The organism is Pseudonocardia sp. HH130630-07 (assembly GCF_001698125.1).
In the GTDB taxonomy this organism is placed as follows: Bacteria; Actinomycetota; Actinomycetes; order Mycobacteriales; family Pseudonocardiaceae; genus Pseudonocardia.
Genome location: NZ_CP013854.1, coordinates 308,805 through 329,045 on the forward strand (window position 1 = coordinate 308,805; position 20,241 = coordinate 329,045).

The window sequence follows — 20,241 nt, forward strand, 5'->3', positions numbered from 1 at the left end:
ACACACGACGGCGCCGCCCGCTCGGGAGAGCGGACGGCGCCGTGCCGCGCAGAGGCGACCGCTACCTCAGTGGCGGGCCTTCTTGCGACCGGTGATGGCGTTGTAGACCAGCAGCACGATGATCGCACCGATCACCGAACCGATGATGCCCCCGAACGAGAAGCTCATGAACGCCGACGCACCGCCGCCGCTGGAGATGAGCGACCAGAGCAGGCCACCCACGAGCGAGCCGACGATACCGAGCACGATCGTGGGGATGATGCCCATGCTGTCGTTACCGGGAACGATGGCGCGGGCCAGGAAGCCGGCGATCAGACCGACGACGATCGCGATGAGAATGGTCCAGAGCATGAGGTTTCCCCTCTGAGCGACGGATGGAACGAGCAACGGCCCGGCGTACCGGACCTAGCTGTCCTCCGAGTGACCGGATCGCCCGTCGCCGAAACGTCCGTTCCGGTCACCGTTCGGGTGCGATCCGGCGACGGGAAAGCGACGGCGCCGTGACTACTCCGGACGGCATCGCCCGTACGCCTGATCAGCGGCGGACCTTCTTACGGCCGGTGACCGCGTTGTAGGCCAGCAGCACGACGATCGCACCGAGGATCGAGCCGATGAAACCCGAGGTCGTCAGGGCGAGGGTGCCCGTCGTGATGAGCGTCCAGAGGAAGCCGCCGACGAACGAGCCGGCGATCCCCAGCAGGATCGTGGCGATGACGCCCATGCTGTCCTTGCCCGGGACGACGGCACGGGCGATGAAGCCGGCGACGAGTCCGACGACGATCGTGACGATGAGAGACCACACGGTAGGAGCTCCTCCCTGTCCGGCTCGACGGTCGAGCCGGACGCACCTCGGCTCCGGCCGGCACGCGCCGCTTCGGTCGAGACACCGGGAACGCTAGTCCGGGCGGTGGGCCGTCCACATGCGTGAACGCCCTCAACCTGCTGGTCAGGCAGCTCAGGGGCCGGCTCCGGGACATCACCGATGCGGACCGCAGACCCTCACGAGCGGGTCAGGTCCGATCGGTCGTGCCCGACCGTCCGGACGGCTCAGCGATCCGCGCCCGCAGGCTCCCGGGATCCGTTGACAGGACGGCCTGCGACTGCTTGACTCGTCTTCACCGTGTTCCGCGTCACATACGGGTGAGGACTGCATCCGTCCGAGTACCGTCCGTGACGCACCGACTGCGCTACGCCGCACTCACCACCACGCGTCATCCTGCACGAGCGTGACTCCGCCGTGCCCCTGCACGTGCACGACCTCCTCGGCGGCAGGTCGTGTCCCCTCCGCGCCCCCGGGCTGACCATGTCGCCCGGGGGTGCGGCTCGTCCGGGGCCGGTCACCCCGTCACTGCGCGGTCACTCCGCTCCGGTCACCGCGACCAGGCCGGCGGCCGCGATCCCGGCGACGGCGGCGGCCTCGTCGTTCAGCGACGCGTCACCGGTCACGCCGACGGCGCCGATCACGGTGCCCCCGGCGTCTTTCACGAAGACGCCGCCGGGCACCGAGAGGATCTTCCCCCCGGCCAGGGTCGCCACCGAGGTGAAGAACTCCGGCGAGTCCGCCGCGCGGGCGGCGATCGCGCGGTTGGTCATGCCCAGCGCGAGCACGCCGCTGGCCTTGCCGATCGCCAGGTCCGGGCGCAGGAAGCCGGAGCCGTCCTGCCGGGCCAGCGCGACGACGGCGCCGCCCGGGTCGAGCACGGCCACGGTCAGCGGGTTGAAGCCCTGCTCGGTGCCGTGCGCCAGTGCGGCGGCGGCGATGGTCTGCGCCTGGTCCAGGGTGATCGTCATACCGGCGAGCCTGCCATCACACTCCCGTGCACGCTCACCGTGGGGTGAGCGCCACCAGCGGGATGGTCCGGTCGGTCTTGCGCTCGTAGTCGGCGAACCCGCCGTTCTCGTCCTTGATCCGGGTCCAGATCCGCTCGCGGTCGCCCGGCTCCAGCTCGGTGGCGTGCAGCCGCACCGTCTCCACGGCACCCCGGCCGTCGGAGATCTCGGCGACGACGTCCGGGTTCGCCAGGAGATTGTGGAACCAGGCCGGGTGCTTCGGGGCACCCGCTGCGGACGCGACGACGACGTACCGGTCCCCGTCGGCGAACCAGCGCAGCGGCGCGATCCGCTCGGCGCCGCTCTTCGCGCCGACGTGGTGGAGCAGCACCATCGGCAGGCCGGTGAACGGCTCACCGACCCGGCCGTCGTTCTCCCGGAACTCGCGGATGACGCGGGTGTTGAAGTCCTCTGCCATGCTGGCCGATCCTTCCAGGTCCGGCTCAGGCGGGCGCGCCGCCGGGCGCGAACACCACCCATCCGGCTGTCGCGGTCGCGACGACCGCGGCGAGCAGGAAGAACCCGGCCCACGCACCGCCGGAGAGCGGGGTGAGCTCGGCGAGCCGGTCGGCGTCGGAGTGCCGCAACCGGCCGCCGCGCCGCCCGCGCCGCAGTTCCGCCGCGGCCTTCACCCCGCCGAACAGCAGGAACCAGGCCAGCGCGGCGGCGAACCCGGTGCGGAGGTCCTCCTCGGCGCGCAGCGCGACCAGCACCAGCACCGCCCCGGTGACCAGGACGGCGAGCCCGCCGTAGAGGTTGCGGATCTGCAGCAGCGTCGCGGCCAGCAGCCCGGCGCCGATCCAGAGCATCACCGTCGCCGCGTCCGCCGCGACGAGCACCGCACCGCCGAGGCCGAGCAGCGGCGGGAAGACGTACCCCGCGAGGAACATGACGACGACCCCGGCACCGCGCCCGGCACCCGTCGAGTAGGTGACGCCCGAGGAGTCCGCGTGCAGCCGGATCCCGGTCAGCCCCCGCCCGACCAGGACCGCGACCAGCGCGTGCCCGCCCTCGTGGGCGATCGTCACCGCCGTCCTGGTCAGCCGCCACGTCGGCCGCCAGGCCACCACGACCAGCGCCAGCAGCGCGGCCAGCAACGACGCCGGCCGGGCCGCGACCAGCTCGTACCCGCGGGTGATCAACTCGAGGGGAGCCACCCGTCCAGTGAACCAGCGGCCCCGTGACACCCGTCGGGAGGTCTCCCGGGATTCGTGCTTGACCTCCAGCGGCTGGAACCCGCGAGGCTGTGTCCCGTGACCACGCCGCACGAGGACCCCGTACTGCTGAGCATCGGACGCCTGTCCGAGTGGACCGGGGTGCCGGTGCGCACGATCCGCTTCTGGTCCGACGAGGGCCTGGTGCCCTCGGACCGGAGCGGATCGGGCCACCGGGTGTACGACGCGGCCGCCGTCGCCCGGCTCGACCTGGTCCGGACCCTGCGCGAGCTGGGTCTGGGCCTCGACGACGTGCGTGCCGTGCTGTCCCGCCGACGGGGGGTCGGCGAGATCGCACAGGCGCACGTACGGGCGCTGGAGATCCGGATCCGGGAGCTACGGGCCCAGCGCGCGGTGTGCGTGCTGCTGGCCCGGACCGCTGCCGGTTCCGAACCCGACGAGAGGAGTGTGACCCTGATGAACGACCTCGCACGGCTGTCCGCCGCGGAGCGTCAGAACATGATCGACGAGTTCGTCACCGAGGCGTTCGCCGGGACCGACCCGGCGGCGCCGGGCGCCGGCATCGCCGACGGCATGCGGATCCTGCCGACCGAACTGCCCGAGGACCCGACACCGGACCAGGTGTCGGCGTGGGTGGAGCTGGCCGAGCTGGTCCGGGACCCCGGCTTCCGGGCCCGGGTGCGGGAGATGGCCGTCGCCGGCGCCGGTACCGACGGACCGGAGCACGCGGACCGGCAGGCCGACCCGGCCGCCGTCGCCGAGCACGCGGGCGCGGCGCTGGCGGCGGGGGTCGATCCCGCCTCGGCCGAGGCGGCCGCCGTCCTGGAGCGGATCCCGGGTGCGGCCGGGCTCGACGCCGCGGCCCGGTCCCGGGCCGCGGACACCGTCGAGCTGTTCGCCGACCGCCGGGTGGAGCGCTACTGGGCCCTGCTCGGGACGTTGAACGGCTGGCCGGCCCGCGAGCCGGCGATCCCGGCCTTCGAGTGGTTCGCCGCTGCGTTGAGGGCGGCACCGGGGGCGGCACCGGTCGGTGACGGGGGTCAGTCCTCGGTCCAGCCGTAGAACACCCGCTCGACGACCTGCCGGGCGCGCCGCGCGGTGCGCCGGTAGTCGTCGAGGAACTCACCGGAGTCGCCGCCGGCCGGATACCCGAGCGCGGCGGCCACCGCGGCCAGCTCCCGCCCCGAGCGCGGGAGCTGGTCGCCCGGTTTGCCCTTGACCAGCATGATCGCGTTCCGCGCGCTGGTGGCGGACCGCCAGCCCTGCTCCAGCTCCAGGGCGTCGGACCCGCTGACCAGCCCGGCCTCGGCGGCCTCGTGCAGGCCGTCGAGGGTCGAGGTGGTCCGCAGCTCGGGCAGGTCACCCGCGTGCTGCAGCTGCAGCAGCTGCACGGTCCACTCGACGTCGGCGAGACCACCGTGGCCCAGCTTGGTGTGGGTGGTGCGGTCCGCACCGCGCGGGAGCCGCTCGTCGTCGACCCGGGCCTTGATCCGCCGGATCTCGGCCACCGAGGCGGCCGACAGCCCGTCGCCCGGGTACCGGATCGGGTCGATCAGCGCGGTGAACTCCCGGCCCAGCGCCCGGTCCCCGGCGATCGGCCGGGCCCGCAGCAGTGCCTGGGTCTCCCAGACCTCGCTCCAGCGGGCGTAGTAGCCCCGGTAGGAGGTCAGCGTCCGCACCATCGGCCCGGACCGGCCCTCCGGTCGCAGGTCGGCGTCGACCGGCAGGGCCGGGTCCGGGCTGGGTGCGCCGAGCAGCCGGCGCAGCTTCTCGACGACCCGGGTCGCCCACTTCACGGCGGCGTGGTCCTCGACGCCCTCGGCCGGCGCGCAGACGAACATGACGTCGGCGTCGCTGCCGTAGCTGGACTCCCCGCCGCCGAGCCGGCCCATCCCGATCACCGCCAGCGCGGCGAGCGGCTCCGGCTCGGCCCGCAGCACCGCGTCCAGGGTCGCGGCGATGACCGCCTCGTTCACCGAGTTCAGCGCGGCGCAGACGGCGTCGATCTCGATCAGGCCGAGCAGGTCGGCGCAGGCGATGCGCAGCATCTCGTGCCGCCGGTAGGAGCGCGCGGACGCGACGGCGGCCTCGGGCGTCGTCTGCCGGGCGACGGTCGCCCGCAGCGCCACCGAGACCTCGGCCGGGTCCCGGGTGAGCTCCGGGCTCTGCACCTCCGACGACGTCGCCAGCATCCGCAGGACCTCCGGCGCCCGCGCCAGGAGGTCCGGCACCAGCGCGGAGGTACCGAGCAGCGTCATCAAGCGCTGGGCGACGGCGCCCTCGTCGCGCAGCAGCCGCAGGTACCAGGGCGTCGCGGCCAGAGCCTCGGAGACCCGCCGGTAGGCGAGCAGGCCGCGGTCCGGGTCGGGGGCGTGCGACAGCTCATCGAGCAGCACCGGGAGCAGTGCGCGCTGGATCGACGCCGCCCGCGAGACCCCGCCGGTGAGCGCCCGCAGGTGACCGAGCGCGCCGTCGGCGGACGCCCAGCCCAGCGCCGAGAGCCGGGCCTTCGCCGCGTCCGGGGACAGGACGGCGTCGGCCTCCTCCCCCGCAATCCGGGACACCGCGGACAGCAGCGGCCGGTAGAACAGCTTCTCGTGCAACCGGCTCACCCGGCGCGCGTTGCGCTGCCACTCGGCGACCAGTACCCCGACGACGTCGCGACGACCGTCCGGCCGGATCCGCGCCGCGCGGGCCAGCCAGCGCAGCGCGTCGGTGTCGTCGGCGGCCGGGAGCAGGTGGGTGCGGCGCAGCTTCTGCAGCTGCAGCCGGTGCTCCAGCAACCGCAGGAAGCGGTAGGACGCGGCCAGGTTCGCGCCGTCGTCCCGGCCCACGTAGCCGCCCGCGGACAGTTCCGCGAGCGCCTGCAGGGTGTTGCCGGAACGCAGGGTGTCGTCGTTGCGGCCGTGCACGAGCTGCAGGAGCTGGACGGCGAACTCGACGTCGCGCAGCCCGCCCCGGCCCAGCTTGAGCTCCCGTTCCCGCTGGTCGGAGGGGATGTTCTCGATCACCCGGGTGCGCATCGCCTGCACCTCGGCGACGAAGTCGTCCCGGGTGGAGGCCTCCCACACCATGGGCGCCAGCGCGCCGGTGTAGGCCGCGCCCAGCTCGGGGTCCCCCGCCATCGGGCGGGCCTTGAGCAGGGCCTGGAACTCCCAGGTCTTCGCCCACCGCCGGTAGTAGGTGACGTGCCCGTCCAGGGTCCGGACCAGGGCCCCCTGGCGCCCCTCCGGCCGGAGGTTCGCGTCGACCTCGAAACAGGCCTCGCCGGCCACCCGCATGACCCGGGAGGCGAGCTTCGTCGCGGCCTGGGTCAGCTCCCCGCCGGGCTCGGCCACGAAGACGACGTCGACGTCGGAGACGTAGTTCAGCTCCCGGCCGCCGCACTTGCCCATGCCGATGACGGCGAGGCGCAGCTCCTCGGGCGGTTCCTGCTCGGCGACGGCGACCGCCAGCGCGGCCCGCAGCGCCGCCTCGGCGAGGTCGGCGAGCTGGGCGGCGACGTCGTCGACCTCCATCACCGGCAGCGCCGGGTCCCCCACTGCGGCCAGGTCCGCCGAGGCGAGGCCGAGCAGTTCGTCGCGGTAGGCGGTGCGCAGGGCCGTGACCGCCGCCGCCCCGGTCACCGTCGCCCGGGCACCACCGGGGGCGCCGGGGGTGGGGGCGTCGGGGTCGGCACCGACCGCGCGCAGCAGGTTCGCGGTGCGGCGCGCGAGGTCCGGGGCCGGGTCGCGCCGGTCCGGGGTGTCGGCGAGCAGCGTCCAGCTGTCCGGGTGGGCGACCAGGTGGTCACCGAGCGCCGTGGAGGAGCCGAGGGTGGCGAACAACCGCCCGCGCAGCCCGGAGTCGGTGCGCAGGGCGGCGTCGATGTCGGGCCAGGGCGGCGTCTGGGCGAGCCGCTCGACCGCGCGCAACGCCAGGACCTGGTCGGGGCTGCGGGCGAGGGCCCACATGATCTCCTCGCACCCGGCGGCCGGGGCCTCGCCGCTCCACCACCCGAGTCCCCGCAGGGTCGCGTCCGTGTCCGGTCCGGTGAGTCCCAGCCGGGCCAGCGAGGTTCCCGCGCGACGATCCATCACAGGCGTCGATACTGCCCGTCCGGTCCTCCTTCCACGCACCAGGGCTCGCGCACCCTCCCCCTTCGGCTCCACTCATGGAGCTCGGGCCGGGCGAGCTGGAGAGCTACGATCGGGTGATCGGCTCCCTGGACGGGGCCGCCGAGCAGCCCGGCGAGTCGCTCGCGGTGATCCGCCGGCACGCAGACGCATGGGAGAACGACAGATCATGACCGACCGGACCTCGTCCGACCTGCAGTTCCGCAAGTCCAGTTTCAGCAGCACCGACCAGGGCTGCGTCGAGGTCGCCGACGACCCCACCGGCGGCCGCTGGCTGCGCGACACCAAGGACCGCTCCCTGGCCCCGCACTACTTCACCGAGCAGGAGTGGACGGCGTTCCTCGCCGGCGTCCGCAACGGCGAGTTCGACTGATCCCTGGCCGCCCGGGCCCCGTTCCACTCATGGAGCTTCAGCCCGGCCACACGAGGCTGAAGCTCCATGAGTGGAACCGTGGCGACAGGGAGATCCTCCTACTCATGGAGCTTCGGCCTCGCCATACCGGGCTGAAGCTCCATGAGTGGGACCGGGCCGGGGCGGGCCGGGGCGGGACCGGGCCGGGCAGCGCCGGTCAGAGGACGGGCAGGTACGTCGCCAGCTCGTGCGGGGTGACGTTGCGGCGGTAGGCGTCCCACTCGGCGCGCTTGTTGCGCAGGAAGAAGTCGAACACGTGCTCGCCGAGGAACTCGGCCACCAGCTCGCTGCGCTCCATCACGTCCAGTGCCTCGGTCAGGTTCTGCGGCAGCAGCTCGTAACCCAGCGCCTTGCGCTCGGTGTCGGTGAGCGCCCAGACGTCGTCCTCGGTGGCGGGGGGCAGCTCGTAGCCCTTCTGGATGCCGGTCAGGCCGGCGCCCAGGATCACCGCGTAGGCCAGGTACGGGTTGCACGAGGAGTCCAGGGTGCGCACCTCGATCCGGCGCGAGGAGGACTTGCCCGGTGAGTACATCGGCACCCGGACCAGCGCCGAGCGGTTGGCGTGGCCCCAGGACACCGCGGTCGGGGCCTCCCCGCCGGTGATCAGCCGCTTGTAGGAGTTCACCCACTGGTTGGTGACCGCGGTGATCTCCCTGGCGTGCCGCAGCACCCCGGCGACGAACGCCTTGCCGGTGGCGGAGAGCTCGTACGGGTCGTCCAGGTCGTGGAAGGCGTTGTGGTCGCCCTCGAACAGCGAGAAGTGCGTGTGCATCGCCGAGCCGGGGTGCTCGGAGAACGGCTTCGGCATGAACGACGCCCGCACGCCCTGGGTCAGGGCGACCTCCTTCACGACGTAGCGGAACGTCATGAGGTTGTCGGCCATCGTGAGCGCGTCGGCGTAGCGCAGGTCGATCTCCTGCTGGCCGGGCCCGCCCTCGTGGTGGCTGAACTCCACCGAGATGCCCATCGACTCCAGCGTCTCGATGGTGTTGCGCCGGAAGTGCGGTGCGACGTCGTGGCTGGCCTGGTCGAAGTAGCCGCCGGAGTCGGCGGGGAGCGGGCGCGAGCCGTCGTCGGGGAGGTTCTTGAGCAGGTAGAACTCGATCTCCGGGTGCACGTAGCAGGTGAACCCGGCCTCGCCGGCCTTGTTCAGCGCCCTGGTCAGCACGTGCCGGGGGTCGGCCCAGGACGGCGACCCGTCCGGCATCGCGATGTCGCAGAACATCCGCGCCGAGTAGTGCTCCCCGGACGCGCTCTCCCACGGCAGGACCTGGAACGTCGACGGGTCCGGCTTCGCCACCATGTCCGACTCGTAGACCCGGGCGAAGCCCTCGATCGCCGAGCCGTCGAACCCGATCCCCTCGGCGAACGCCCCCTCCAGCTCGGCCGGCGCGACCGCCACCGACTTCAGGTAGCCGAGCACGTCCGTGAACCACAGACGGACGAAACGGATGTCGCGTTCCTCGAGGGTGCGGAGCACGAACTCCTGCTGGCGGTCCATGCGGCGGAGCCTAGGAACCCCGTGTTACACGGAAGTTACCGGGGTGCGCGGGCGGCACGGTGCCGGACCGCCCGCACACCCGGTTCACGCCGGGGCAAGGGTGCACTCGGCGCCCTCGTCGGGCAGCTTGAGGTCCACGAGGTAGTCCACGACCAGCTTGTCCACGCAGGGATCACCCTGCAGCGACGCGCCGTGCTGGTTGCCGTTGACCTTGATCAGGTTGCCGCCGAGCTGGTCGGCGAGGTCGACACCGGCCTGGTACGGCGTCGCCGGGTCGCCGGTGACGGACACCACGACGACCGGGGCGAGCCCGTCGACCTGCGGGGTGTGCGGCTCGGCGGTCGGGGGGACCGACCAGAACGCGCACGCGTCCCGGGCGCCGACCGGGCCGCGCCCGGTGGAGCGGAACGGGGCCGCCTCGTCCGCGGCGCGGGCCAGCTCGGCCGCCTCGGCCGGGTCGGTGATCGCCGGCTGGTTCACACAGCTGATCGACTGGAACACCTGCAGCATGTTCGAGTAGGAGCCCTGCTCGTCGCGCTGGTGGTAGAGGTCGGCGAGCAGCATGAGGATGTCGCCGTTGCCGGTCGCGACCTGCGAGATGCCGCGCTGCAGGGCCGGCCAGAGCTGGGAGACGTAGAGCGCCTGGCTCACCCCGGTCTGGGCGTCGTCGAAGCTCAGGGTCCGCCCGTCGCTGGTCGGGACCGGCCGGTCGAGCAGCGGCTGCACGACCGTCTGGAAGGCGCGGGTGGCCTGGGCCGGGTCGGTGCCCAGCGGGCAGTTGGGCCGGCTCGTGCAGTCCTTCGCGAACGCGTCGAACGCCAGCTGGAACCCGGCGTTCTGCTTCACCGCGGAGTCGGTCGGCGACTGGGTCGGGTCGACCGCCCCGTCCAGCAGCAGGGCGCGGACGTTCTGCGGGAACGCCTCGGCGTAGGCGGTGCCGAGCTCGGTGCCGTAGGAGAACCCGGCGTAGGTCATCTTCTCGTCGCCCACGACCGCCCGCAGGATGTCCATGTCCTTCGCGACGTCGCGGGTGCCCACGTTGGCCAGCACGTCGGTGCCGGTGCGCTCGGCGCACCGGTCGGCGTACTCCTTGTTGCGGGCCTCGGCCGCGGCGATCCCGGCGGGCGACGGGTCGGCGAAGACCCTGGTGCGGTCGGTGTCGTTCTCCTCGTCGGTCAGGCACTCGATCTTCGGCTCGCTGGCGCCGGTGCCACGGGGGTCGAACCCGATCATGTCGAACCGGTCGCCGAGCCCGGCCGCCGCCCAGCCCGCGGCCGAGCTCGCCATGAACGACGTGCCCGACCCGCCGGGACCGCCGGGATCGGCGAACACCGAGCCGATCCGGTCGCCGGTGGCCTTCTTGCGCAGCAGCGCGATCTGCATGGTCTCGCCGCCCGGCTGGGCGTAGTCCTGCGGGACGGTGACCCGGGTGCAGTCGAACTGCGGGTCGGCGAAGGCCTGCTGGTCCTGCGTGGTCTGCGCGTAGTCGCCGCACGGGCCCCAGGACAGCTCCTGGGTGTAGAACTGCGCCAGCTCCGGCGGGTCCTGCGCGGTCGGCACCTCGTTCGAGGTGTTCCCGATGCCCGAGCACGCTCCGGTGACCATGAGCACCGCCGAGCCGAGCGCCGCGACCGCCGTCGCCCGCCCGCCCGCCCCGCCGCCGGGGCCACGGTCGGGGCGGTGGGGGCACGGAGCGGGGGCCGCGGGGGCGCAGCAGGCGGGCGAGCATGACCGCGAGCATGCCATCGACCCCCGACGGTGACCGGGCGCGGGGCTCGACCGGCCGGTGACCGTCCCCACACGAGCGCCCCGCCCCCCGGCCACCGGGTGCACCCTGGCCATCGCCACCGACGGCGAACCCGGGGACCCGCGAGCAGCGCGGGCCTCGAGGCACGGAAGGAGCTCACAGGTGAGCGAACACTCCCAGAACGAGGTCGAGGCGCCCTACCGCACGCCCGCCGCCCCACCGAGGCGCACCCGCGTCCACCACCTCCGGCAGTGGAAGGAGGAGGGCCGGCGCTGGCCGATGCTGACCGCCTACGACGTCTACTCCGCCGAGATCTTCGACGACGCCGGCATCCCGGTCCTGCTCGTCGGCGACTCGGCCGGGAACAACGTCTTCGGCCACGACAACACCATCCCGGTGACGGTCGACGACCTGCTGCCGCTGACCAGGGCGGTCGTCCGGGGCGCGCGCAGCGCGCTGGTGGTGGCCGACCTCCCGTTCGGCAGCTACCAGATCTCGCCCGCCCAGGCGCAGGAGTCCGCGTTCCGGTTCATGAAGGAGGCCGGGGCGCACGCGGTGAAGCTGGAGGGCGGCGCCCGGTTCGCGCCCCAGGTCGAGGCGCTGACCACCTCCGGTGTGCCGGTGATGGGGCACCTCGGGTTCACCCCGCAGAGCGAGCACGCGCTCGGCGGGTTCCGGATCCAGGGCCGGGGCGACGCCGCGGACCGGCTGGTCGCGGACGCGCTCGCGGTCCAGGAGGCCGGGGCGTTCGCGGTGGTGCTGGAGATGGTCCCCGCCGACGTCGCGAAGCGGGTGACCGGCGAGCTGCGGATCCCGACCGTCGGGATCGGTGCCGGCCCGGACTGCGACGCGCAGGTGCTGGTCTGGTCGGACATGGCCGGGATGAACCGCGGCCGGGCGCCGCGCTTCGTGAAGCGCTACGCCGAGGTCGGTGAGGTGCTGCGGGGTGCGGCCGCCGCGTTCGCCGCGGACGTCCGCGACGGCGAGTACCCGGCCGAGGAGCACAGCTACCGCTGAGCGTCCGCTCCGGCGGCGGTCAGGGCGCGACGCCCGCGATACCGCCGCCGGAGCGGTACCGGTCGAGCATCCGCGCGGCGGGGGTGTCCCGCCGCTCCAGCCGCTCGCGCAGCAGGGCGAGCCCCCCGGCGTGGTCCGGCTCGGCGCGCAGGGCCGTCTCGGCGGCCGCCAGGACGGCCCGCGACCCGGCGCGCACCGCGGCGTCGGTCCAGCCGAGCAGCGCCGACCGGCGGTGCGCGGCCGGGTCCGGGGTACGCCGCCGTCCGGGCAGGGTCCCGTCGCGCAGCAGGCCGGTGAGCAGGCTGAGCAGCGCACCCGGCAGGCCGGTGCCGCACCCGGCGGCCGGCTCCTCCCCCTCGATCACCGGGACCGCGTCGAACGCCTTGAACTCGATCCGCCCGATCTCGCCGGGGATGCCCGCGTGCCGCACCAGGCTCGGGTCGGTCGGCAGCAGCGGCGCGCCGGGTTCGAGGTAGGCCAGCGCGGCCGGGCGCAGGCCGGTCCGGCGGAAGGTCCGTGCGGACAGCCCGCCCCACGGGCGGCCGTCGCGGAACGGCGAGGAGAACGACCACGGCACCAGGTACGGGCTGTAGTGGGTGAGCTTCGCCGCGGCGTCGGCCAGCACGGCGGGATCGGTGCCCGCCCCGGGGAAGGACAGGTTGAGGTCGGGGCCCCAGGTGACCATGTGCAGCGGGGCGGTCCGCTCCTCGGGCGAGGACGCCATGAGGGCGCGCTCGTGGGCGTTCGGCGGCGGATCGAGCCGGTAGGACGAGCGCAGCGGATGGTGCCCGACGGCGACCGGCCGCAGCCCGTGCCGGCGGGCGACCTCGGCGAGCCGGGACGCGGCGGCGGTCAGCGCGGCTCCCGCGGCGGCGGCCGAGTCGTGCACGGCCGTCCGGATCTCGATGCCCTTGGGGTCGAACCGGGCGAGCTCGCCGTCGTCGCCGAGCCGCTCGTAGCCCTCGGCGTACCAGTGCTTGCGGCGGATCCCGGCGTCGCCGATCCGCAGGTCGCGCTGCCCGTCCGGGAAGTCGGGGAGCTCGTCGACGATCGCCGCGACGGCGTCGTGGGTGAGGACGGCGAAGTCGGCCAGCGACCCGTCCGGGTACAGCAGGGCCAGTTCGTGCTCGATCCCGTACCGCGCGGCGCCCCGCATCGATCACCCCTCGTGTCCACCCGGTCCCCGACCGTACCGGCGGGGACCCCCGTCCCCGGTGTGATCCCGCACCGGCGCCCGGCCGTGCCCGATCCGTGCCCGATCCGGTCTGGACATCGGTGCGCCGAGCGGTCAGCCTGGTGACGACGGCCACATCAGGTCGGCCGGGAGCCCCGAGCGCGGGAGGCGTCATGAGACTGGGTCGCAAGATCTCCGAGGGCTACACGGTGGACCACGAGGCCGATCGCGTCGCCGCCGCGCAGGAGTCGCCGCTGCCCGCGCCCGTGCCGGAGCCCGGTCTCGCCGAGTGGGCACCGGCCGGCTCGGAGCCGGCGCGCTCGGGGTCGCGCGAGGATTGAGATGTCACGCGGCCTGTTCCGCCGCACGCCGCAGGAGCACCCCACCGGCCCGCTGGACGGGCACAAGCTGGCCTTCCCGATGCTGTCCGCGGACGGCACGACGGCCGGGTTCAGCGGGGTCACGCTCGGTCGTGCGCACGTCTACCGGACCGTGGACGACGCCGTCTGCGCCCACGGGTGCCGGCACGCGTGCCCGTCGCGGTGGTGCGACTGCGGCTTCTACTGCTTCCATTCCGAGTCCGACGCCCGCGAGCTCGCCTGCGCGCCCGAGCACCAGGGCGCGGTGCTGCTCGAGGTGGCCGTGTCCGGCCGCTTCCGGCGCTACGAGCTGGGCCTGCGCTACTCGCGGCAGCGCGTGCGGGCGGTCCGGCTGCGGGCGTGCCGGTGCGGTGCGCCGGTCACGGCGCTCGCCGACACCGGCGCGGGCCAGCACGGCTGGCGGCGGCTGGAACCGGTGTGCGCGCGCTGCTGCGGGGCACGCCCGGTGCTGCCGCCGGACCGGTTCGCCCGCCTCGCCCGGGTCGCCCTGCTCCCGCACGACGTCCCGGCCGGGCCGCTGACGCCCGCGCGGATCGCGCCCGGGTCCGGTGGCGGGCCGCTGGACGACTCCGCGTTCGGTGCGCCGCCGGACCGGGCCGACGAGCTGTTCACCCCGGCCGAGGAGCAGGACGGGCCGGGGCCGGGCGGCGGCGATCCGATGGCCGCCGCCGGGGCCGTCGCCGTGCTCACCGCGGAGATGGCGTTGCTGCAGGCCCGCCTGGACGAGATGGCCCGGCAACTGGGCCGGGCCAGCGCCCGCCTCGACGACCTGGAGGGCCGGGACTGACCCTCCCTCCCCCACTCACCCCCCGCCGCGCCGGTCCACTCATGGAGCTTCGGCCTCGTCACACCGGGCCGAAGCTCCATGAGTGCGACAGGGGCGGGGTGCGCGGGGAGGGGCCGGGGCTCAGAGCCAGACCGGCAGCGGTGGCGGGACGGCGCCGCCCGCGTCGCGCAGGCCCTTGCCGTACAGGCGGCCGAGCAGCCAGGCGATGAGGTCCACGGCCCGCCCGCGGACCGTGCCGAGGTCGGGCGGCGGGCCGTCGGGGCCGTCCGGGCCGGGACCGAACGTGCGCGTCTGCCCGGTGCGGCTCTCCTCCAGCCGTACCCGGGGACAGCCGGGGCGGGTCTCCAGCGTCGCGGCCACGTCGGCGACGAGCACCGTGCGCATGGGGACCGGCAGGTCGGCGAAGGACGCCCCGACGTCGAGGTCGACGGCGTGCACCCAGACCTCACGGGCCCGCAGCCACGGGACGGCCATCGCCTCGACCTCGTCGCCACGCGAGGTGAGGACGCGCGTCGACCAGCTCTTCTGCGGCGTGGCCCGCACCGCGTCGGCCAGCCGGTCCGACGAGGCGACGACGTCGGCCCGGATCTCGTCCGGGCCGCGCCGTGCGCCGTCGGCGATGTCGGCGTCGCGCTGCCCGGGGCTGCTGTAGGCGGGCGTCCGCTCCCCCGTACGGGCCCAGTGCAGGAGGTTGACCATCGCGTCCGCGTTGCGGGCGACGTGGGTCAGCACGTGCGCCCGCGTCCAGCCGGGCAGCAGCGACGGCGCGCCGAACGCCTCGTCGCCCATCCGCGTCATCAGGCCGCGCAGGTGGGCCTGGCCGTCCGCGGCCCAGGCCAGCGAGTCGGCGGTGGGAGGAGGGACGGCTACCGGTACATCGTCGGTCACCGCAGGTTCCGCGCGACGTTGCGGCACTCGCCGACGCCCTCGACGGCGGTGACGATCTCGCACCCGTCGGTCAGGTAGCGCGGCGGCGTGCGCGCGTCGCCGACGCCGCCGGGGGTCCCGGTGGCGATCACGTCGCCGGGGTTGAGGGTGACGATCGTCGACAGGTAGCGGACCAGGTCGAGCACACCGAAGACGAGCTGGTCGGTGGTCGAGTCCTGCATCGTCTCGCCGCTCAGCTCGGAGCGGATGCGCAGCGCGCCGCCGTCGGCCGGATCGGCGGACAGCTCGTCCGGGGTGACCAGCTCCGGGCCCAGCGGGGTCGAGTGCTCCCACGTCTTGCCCTGCAGGAACTGCTTCGTCCGGCGCTGGTAGTCGCGCATGCTGACGTCGTTGAGCACGGTGTAGCCGGCGATCGCCGAGCGCGCGGCCTCGGCGTCGGCGTGCCGGACCGCGTGCCCGATGACGATCGCCAGCTCGGCCTCGAAGTCGACCCGGTCGGATTCGGGCGGCAGCTCGATCTCGTCCCGCGCGCCGATCAGCGCCGGGGCGAACTTCGCGAACACCGTGGGGTACTCGGGCAGCTCGTTGCCCATCTCGAGCACGTGGTCGCGGTAGTTCAGCCCGACGCAGATGATCTTCTCGGGCGACGGGACCAACGGCGCGAGGTCGAGGTTCGCGGCGTCGTGCACCGGGCCGTCGGCGGCCGCGGCGTGCGCCGCCCAGTCCGGGCGCTCCAGCAGGGCGCGGACGTCCGCCTCCCCCGTCTCGACGGCGCTGTCGCCGTCGACCCGCACCGCCCGGTGCCCGGTCGCGGTCCGGATCGTCGCGAGCCTCATCGTGCGTGCCCCTCCCGTGTCGCCTCGTGGCCGCCGTCGAGCGTCCGGCGCTGAGTCTGCGCCACCGCGGGCACGCACGGTAGCCAGGGGGTGGGTCGGCGGCGTCCGGGCCGGTCACACGGGCGGGCCCGGACGCCGCCGGATCAGATCGCCCCGGCCTCGTCGGTCGAGCCGCCACCGCGGACCGGGAGGTCGTCGAACACCGCCGGCGGCTCGCGCCAGGAGTCCTCCGGGGTGCCGGCCCGGGCCGCGGACACCGCCCGCCACACCCGTTCCGGGGTGCACGGCAGGTCGATGTGCCGGACGCCGAGATCGGACACCGCGTCGACCACGGCGTTCTGCACCGCTGGGGTCGACCCGATCGTCGCCGACTCGCCGATCCCCTTGGCCCCGAGCGAGTTCAGCGGCGTCGGCGTCTCGGTGGTGACCGCCTCGAACGCGAACATGTCGGCGGCGGTGGGGATCGTGTACGCGGCGAGGCTGGCGGTCATCGGCTCGCCCTCGTCGCTGTAGAGCACCTGCTCGTGCAGCGCCTGCGCGATGCCCTGGGCCATGCCGCCGTGCTGCTGGCCCTCGACGAGCAGCGGGTTGAGGATCCGGCCGCAGTCGTCGACGGCGATGTGGCGCAGCGGGGTGACCCGCCCGGTGTCGATGTCCACCTCCACGACCGACAGGTGCGCCCCGAACGGGAACGTCGCCCCCGCCTGCTCGGAGTCCAGCCCGACGTGCAGCTCCTCACCGGTGGTCGCCGCGTGCGCGTGCACCTCGGGCCATCCGGTGGACGGCCCGCCGGGCACCCCCGCCACGCCGAACCGGCCGTCGGTGGTGATCTCGACGTCCTCCGCGGACGCCTCCAGCAGCGTGGCGGCGATCTTGCGGGCCCGCTCGTACAGCTCGTGCGCCGCCTCGGAGACCGCGGTGCCGCCCAGCTGCAGCGACCGGGAGCCGCCGGTACCGGCGCCGCGCGGCACCCGTGCGGTGTCCGACTGGACGTAGGTGATCTTCTCCAGCGGGATCCCCAGCCGGTCGGAGACGAGCATCGAGAACGACGTCGCGTGCCCCTGCCCGTGGGCCGACGTCCCGGCCGAGACGGTGGCCGTGCCGTCGGCGTGCACCGTGACCGAGCCGTACTCGCCGCCACCGCCACCGGCCGTCACCTCGACGTAGGCGGCGATCCCGATGCCGAGCCGGACCGGCTCGCCGGCGTCGCGGCGACGGGCCTGCTCGGCCCGCAGGTCGTCGTACCCGGCCAGGCGCAGGGCCTCGCGCAGCGGGAGGTCGTAGTCCCCGACGTCGTAGGCGGCACCGGTGGGCGTGGTGTGCGGGAAGACGTCGTTGGCCAGGAAGTTGCGCCGGCGCAGTTCCACCGGGTCCATGCCCAGCTCGGCGGCCGCGATGTCGACGAGCCGTTCCAGGTGGGCGGCCGCCTCGGGACGGCCGGCGCCGCGGAAGGCGCCCATCGGTGTGGTGTTGGTCAGCGCGGCGACCGCGTCGTACCGGACCGCCGGGATGTCGTAGACGCCGGGAGCCATCAGGTACGTCATGTGCAGCGGCAGCGCGCCGCCGAAGCCGGCGTAGGCGCCGGAGTCGCCGACGACCCGGGCCCGCAGACCGGTCATCCGGCCGTCGGCGGTGAGGCCGAGCTCGTAGTAGCCGACCTGGCCGCGGCCGTGCGGCATCGAGACCAGGTTCTCCGAACGGGTCTCGACCCAGGTCAGCGGACGGCCCAGGGCCCGCGCCGCACCGGTGACGGCGGTGTGCTCGGCGAGCACACCGGCCTTGGCCCCGAACCCGCCGCCCACGTGCGGCGCGATCACCCGGACGCGCTCCGGGTCGAGCTCGAACAGGCCGGCGAGCTGGGCGCGGAAGCCGTGCGGCATCTGGGTGGACACGTGCACGGTGAGATCGAAGTCGCCGTCCGCCGGGTCCGGCGCGGGATCGACGACGACGGCGTTGCCCTCCAGCGGCACCGCGGCCACCCGCTGGTTCACCATCCGGGCCCGGGCGACGACCTCGGCGCCGGCCAGCGGGTCCGGCTCCGGGCCGCGCTGGCCGGCGGCGAGGTTGCTGCCGTACTCCGGGAACTGCAGCTCGGCCCCCTCGGCGAGGGCCGCCTCCGGGTCCACGACGGCGGGCAGCGGCTCGTAGTCGACCTCGACCAGCTCCGCTGCGTCCACGGCCAGCGCCCGGGTCTCGGCGACCACGAGTGCGACGGCCTCGCCGACGAACCGGACCCGGTCGGTCGCCAGCGGCGGGCGCGGCAGCTCCGGGTTGAGCACCATCAGCCCGTGGTGGGCGGGGAGACCGAGGTCGGCGGCGGTGTAGACGGCGAGCACGCCGGGCGCGGCCGCGGCCTCCCCGGTGTCGATACCAGTGACGAGCGCGTGGGCCAGCGGCGAGCGGACGAACGCCACGTGCGCCAGACCCTCCCGCCGCAGGTTCCCGACGTAGGTGCTCGCACCGGTGATGAGGTCGGCGTCCTCGACGCGGCGGACGGAGGTTCCCAGGATCGAGCCAGGCATGCCACGCACGCTATCGCCGCCCGGACGCCGGTGGCGACCGGAACCGGAGGGCCGTCCGGTTGAATCGCCGAGCGGCGGCGGTCACACATCGGCTGCGTCTCGACCGGCGGTCACCCCCCGACCCCGCCCGGTAGCGTCTGCGACCATGCCCGAGTTCCACCACACCGACGTGCTCCCGCTCGGTCCGGACGACACCGAGTACCGCGAGCTCGACCTCCCGCCCGGCCAGGTGATCGACGCCGCCGGCCGCACCTTCCTGCAGGTACCGCCGGAGACGATCACCGGCCTGGTCCGCGCCGCGGTCACCGACATCCAGCACCTGCTGCGCCCCTCGCACCTCAAGCAGCTGCGCGCGATCGTCGACGACCCGGAGGCGTCCGGCAACGACCGGTTCGTCGCCACCGACCTGCTGCGCAACGCCTGCGTCTCGGCCGGCGGCGTGCTGCCGATGTGCCAGGACACCGGCACCGCGATCGTCGTCGGCAAGAAGACCGAGACAGTGCTGACCGGCGGCGACGACGAGGCCGCCGTGTCCCGCGGGATCTTCGACGCCTACCAGGAGCTCAACCTGCGCTACTCGCAGATGGCGCCGCTCTCGTTCTGGGACGAGAAGAACACCGGCACCAACCTGCCGGCGCAGGTCGAGCTGTACGCCAAGCCCGGCCGGGACCCGTACTACGAGTTCCTGGTCATGGCCAAGGGCGGCGGCTCGGCCAACAAGACCTTCCTCTACCAGGAGACGAAGGCGCTGCTGAACCCGAAGCGGCTCGCCGCGTTCCTGGACGAGAAGCTGCGCTCGCTGGGGACCGCGGCCTGCCCGCCCTACCACCTCGCGATCGTCGTCGGCGGGATGTCGGCCGAGTACAACCTCAAGGTCGCGAAGCTCGCCTCGGCGCGCTACCTCGACGGGCTCCCCACCGAAGGCTCGCCGCTCGGGCACGCGATCCGCGACACCGACCTGGAGCAGCAGGTGCTGGAGCTGACCCGGAACTTCGGGATCGGCGCCCAGTTCGGCGGCAAGTACTTCTGCCACGACGTCCGGGTGATCCGGCTGCCGCGGCACGGCGCCTCGCTGCCGGTCGGCGTCGCCGTCTCGTGCTCGGCGGACCGCCAGGCCAAGGCGAAGATCACGCCGTCCGGTGTGTACCTGGAGCAGCTGGAGCGCGACCCGGCGCAGTACCTGCCGGAGGCGACCTCGGAGGACCTGTCCGACGAGGTCGTGCGGGTCGACCTGAACCGGCCGATGGACGAGATCCGCGCGCAGCTCTCGCAGCTGCCGGTGAAGACCCGGCTGTCGCTGACCGGGCCGCTGGTCGTGGCCCGGGACATCGCGCACGCGAAGATCGCCGAGCGGCTCGACGCCGGTGAGCCGATGCCGCAGTACCTGCGCGACCACGCCGTGTACTACGCCGGACCGGCGAAGACCCCCGAGGGGTACGCGTCCGGGTCGTTCGGCCCGACGACGGCCGGCCGGATGGACTCCTACGTGAAGCAGTTCCAGGAGGCCGGCGGATCGCTGGTGATGCTGGCGAAGGGGAACCGCTCGAAGCAGGTCGTGGACTCGTGCGCCGCGAACGGCGGGTTCTACCTCGGCTCCATCGGCGGCCCGGCGGCCCGGCTGGCGCAGGACTGCATCCGCAAGGTCGACGTGCTGGAGTACCCGGAGCTCGGCATGGAGGCGGTCTGGAAGATCGAGGTCGAGGACTTCCCCGCCTTCGTCGTGATGGACGACAAGGGCAACGACTTCTTCGCCGAGACCTCGGCCCCGACGCTGCAGGTCTCCTTCCGCACCTGACCGACCGGCACCGGTTCGGCGACCCGCCGGCCCGATGCGGGCGGGCACCCTGCCGTTCTCCC

The 20,241-nt window shown here is 74.0% G+C and carries 19 protein-coding genes; 7 read left to right on the forward strand and 12 right to left on the reverse strand.

Features of this window, described 5'->3' with window-relative positions:
* Positions 1-66: 66 nt before the first annotated feature.
* The 5 genes from AFB00_RS01520 to AFB00_RS01540 form a co-directional block, all read right to left on the reverse strand.
* Positions 67-351 carry a GlsB/YeaQ/YmgE family stress response membrane protein gene (locus tag AFB00_RS01520; RefSeq protein WP_068795710.1) on the reverse strand — a complete coding sequence of 95 codons (285 nt, stop codon included), beginning with the start codon at positions 349-351 and terminating at the stop codon, positions 67-69.
* A 184-nt stretch (positions 352-535) separates the two neighbouring features.
* The gene (locus AFB00_RS01525; RefSeq protein ID WP_068795711.1) at positions 536-802 is read right to left on the reverse strand and encodes a GlsB/YeaQ/YmgE family stress response membrane protein; all 267 of its coding nucleotides are present in this window, start codon (positions 800-802) and stop codon (positions 536-538) included.
* Positions 803-1,356: 554 nt separating this feature from the next.
* The gene (locus tag AFB00_RS01530) at positions 1,357-1,791 is read right to left on the reverse strand and encodes a GlcG/HbpS family heme-binding protein (RefSeq protein WP_068795712.1); all 435 of its coding nucleotides are present in this window, start codon (positions 1,789-1,791) and stop codon (positions 1,357-1,359) included.
* Between the two features lie 34 nt (positions 1,792-1,825).
* Positions 1,826-2,248, reverse strand: a complete 423-nt coding sequence (locus AFB00_RS01535; RefSeq protein WP_068795713.1) for a nitroreductase/quinone reductase family protein — start codon at positions 2,246-2,248, stop codon at positions 1,826-1,828.
* A 25-nt stretch (positions 2,249-2,273) separates the two neighbouring features.
* The gene (locus tag AFB00_RS01540) at positions 2,274-2,987 is read right to left on the reverse strand and encodes a M50 family metallopeptidase (RefSeq protein ID WP_083275174.1); all 714 of its coding nucleotides are present in this window, start codon (positions 2,985-2,987) and stop codon (positions 2,274-2,276) included.
* Between the two features lie 96 nt (positions 2,988-3,083).
* Between AFB00_RS01540 and AFB00_RS01545 the strand changes: the two genes are divergently transcribed.
* A complete protein-coding gene (locus tag AFB00_RS01545) occupies positions 3,084-4,067 on the forward strand; it encodes a MerR family transcriptional regulator (protein WP_231974157.1) in 984 nt (327 codons plus the stop codon).
* On the opposite strand, the gene AFB00_RS01550 is transcribed toward AFB00_RS01545, so the two are convergent.
* A complete protein-coding gene (locus AFB00_RS01550) occupies positions 4,046-7,081 on the reverse strand; it encodes a bifunctional [glutamine synthetase] adenylyltransferase/[glutamine synthetase]-adenylyl-L-tyrosine phosphorylase (RefSeq protein WP_068795714.1) in 3,036 nt (1,011 codons plus the stop codon). The two genes, AFB00_RS01545 and AFB00_RS01550, sit on opposite strands and share 22 nt — an antisense overlap.
* Positions 7,082-7,158: 77 nt before the next feature.
* On the opposite strand from AFB00_RS01550, the gene AFB00_RS35460 reads away from it, so the two are divergent.
* A complete protein-coding gene (locus tag AFB00_RS35460) occupies positions 7,159-7,293 on the forward strand; it encodes a hypothetical protein (protein WP_257785249.1) in 135 nt (44 codons plus the stop codon).
* The gene (locus AFB00_RS01555; RefSeq protein ID WP_068795715.1) at positions 7,290-7,493 is read left to right on the forward strand and encodes a DUF397 domain-containing protein; all 204 of its coding nucleotides are present in this window, start codon (positions 7,290-7,292) and stop codon (positions 7,491-7,493) included. The genes AFB00_RS35460 and AFB00_RS01555 overlap by 4 nt, the downstream gene beginning before the upstream one ends.
* Before the next feature lie 196 nt (positions 7,494-7,689).
* Here the strand turns inward: AFB00_RS01555 and glnA are convergent, their stop codons facing one another.
* Both glnA and AFB00_RS01570 read right to left on the reverse strand, forming a co-directional pair.
* The gene (gene glnA / locus AFB00_RS01565; protein WP_068795717.1) at positions 7,690-9,033 is read right to left on the reverse strand and encodes a type I glutamate--ammonia ligase; all 1,344 of its coding nucleotides are present in this window, start codon (positions 9,031-9,033) and stop codon (positions 7,690-7,692) included.
* 84 nt (positions 9,034-9,117) lie between these two features.
* On the reverse strand, positions 9,118-10,638 hold the full coding sequence (locus AFB00_RS01570) for an alpha/beta hydrolase (protein WP_068795718.1): 1,521 nt from the start codon (positions 10,636-10,638) through the stop codon (positions 9,118-9,120).
* A gap of 304 nt (positions 10,639-10,942) precedes the next feature.
* Between AFB00_RS01570 and panB the strand changes: the two genes are divergently transcribed.
* Positions 10,943-11,797, forward strand: coding sequence for a 3-methyl-2-oxobutanoate hydroxymethyltransferase (gene panB, locus AFB00_RS01575; protein ID WP_068795719.1), 855 nt, complete (start codon positions 10,943-10,945; stop codon positions 11,795-11,797).
* A gap of 19 nt (positions 11,798-11,816) precedes the next feature.
* On the opposite strand, the gene AFB00_RS01580 is transcribed toward panB, so the two are convergent.
* Positions 11,817-12,953 (reverse strand): glutamate-cysteine ligase family protein, encoded by a 1,137-nt coding sequence (locus tag AFB00_RS01580; RefSeq protein ID WP_068795720.1) that lies wholly within the window; start codon positions 12,951-12,953, stop codon positions 11,817-11,819.
* A 191-nt stretch (positions 12,954-13,144) separates the two neighbouring features.
* Here AFB00_RS01580 and AFB00_RS32860 point away from each other — a divergent pair, with 191 nt between their 5' ends.
* Together AFB00_RS32860 and AFB00_RS01585 are read left to right on the forward strand one after the other, a co-directional pair.
* On the forward strand, positions 13,145-13,312 hold the full coding sequence (locus AFB00_RS32860) for a hypothetical protein (protein ID WP_156819324.1): 168 nt from the start codon (positions 13,145-13,147) through the stop codon (positions 13,310-13,312).
* Position 13,313: 1 nt separating this feature from the next.
* On the forward strand, positions 13,314-14,138 hold the full coding sequence (locus AFB00_RS01585) for a hypothetical protein (protein ID WP_068795721.1): 825 nt from the start codon (positions 13,314-13,316) through the stop codon (positions 14,136-14,138).
* Positions 14,139-14,258: 120 nt separating this feature from the next.
* Here the strand turns inward: AFB00_RS01585 and AFB00_RS01590 are convergent, their stop codons facing one another.
* From AFB00_RS01590 to AFB00_RS01600, 3 genes are all read right to left on the reverse strand, one after another.
* On the reverse strand, positions 14,259-15,026 hold the full coding sequence (locus AFB00_RS01590) for a maleylpyruvate isomerase family mycothiol-dependent enzyme (protein WP_068795722.1): 768 nt from the start codon (positions 15,024-15,026) through the stop codon (positions 14,259-14,261).
* Positions 15,023-15,862, reverse strand: a complete 840-nt coding sequence (locus AFB00_RS01595) for a fumarylacetoacetate hydrolase family protein (protein ID WP_068795723.1) — start codon at positions 15,860-15,862, stop codon at positions 15,023-15,025. The genes AFB00_RS01590 and AFB00_RS01595 overlap by 4 nt, the downstream gene beginning before the upstream one ends.
* A 143-nt stretch (positions 15,863-16,005) precedes the next feature.
* Positions 16,006-18,384 (reverse strand): xanthine dehydrogenase family protein molybdopterin-binding subunit, encoded by a 2,379-nt coding sequence (locus AFB00_RS01600; protein WP_068795724.1) that lies wholly within the window; start codon positions 18,382-18,384, stop codon positions 16,006-16,008.
* A 145-nt stretch (positions 18,385-18,529) separates the two neighbouring features.
* On the opposite strand from AFB00_RS01600, the gene AFB00_RS01605 reads away from it, so the two are divergent.
* Positions 18,530-20,179 carry a fumarate hydratase gene (locus tag AFB00_RS01605; RefSeq protein WP_068795725.1) on the forward strand — a complete coding sequence of 550 codons (1,650 nt, stop codon included), beginning with the start codon at positions 18,530-18,532 and terminating at the stop codon, positions 20,177-20,179.
* Positions 20,180-20,241 lie beyond the last annotated feature (62 nt).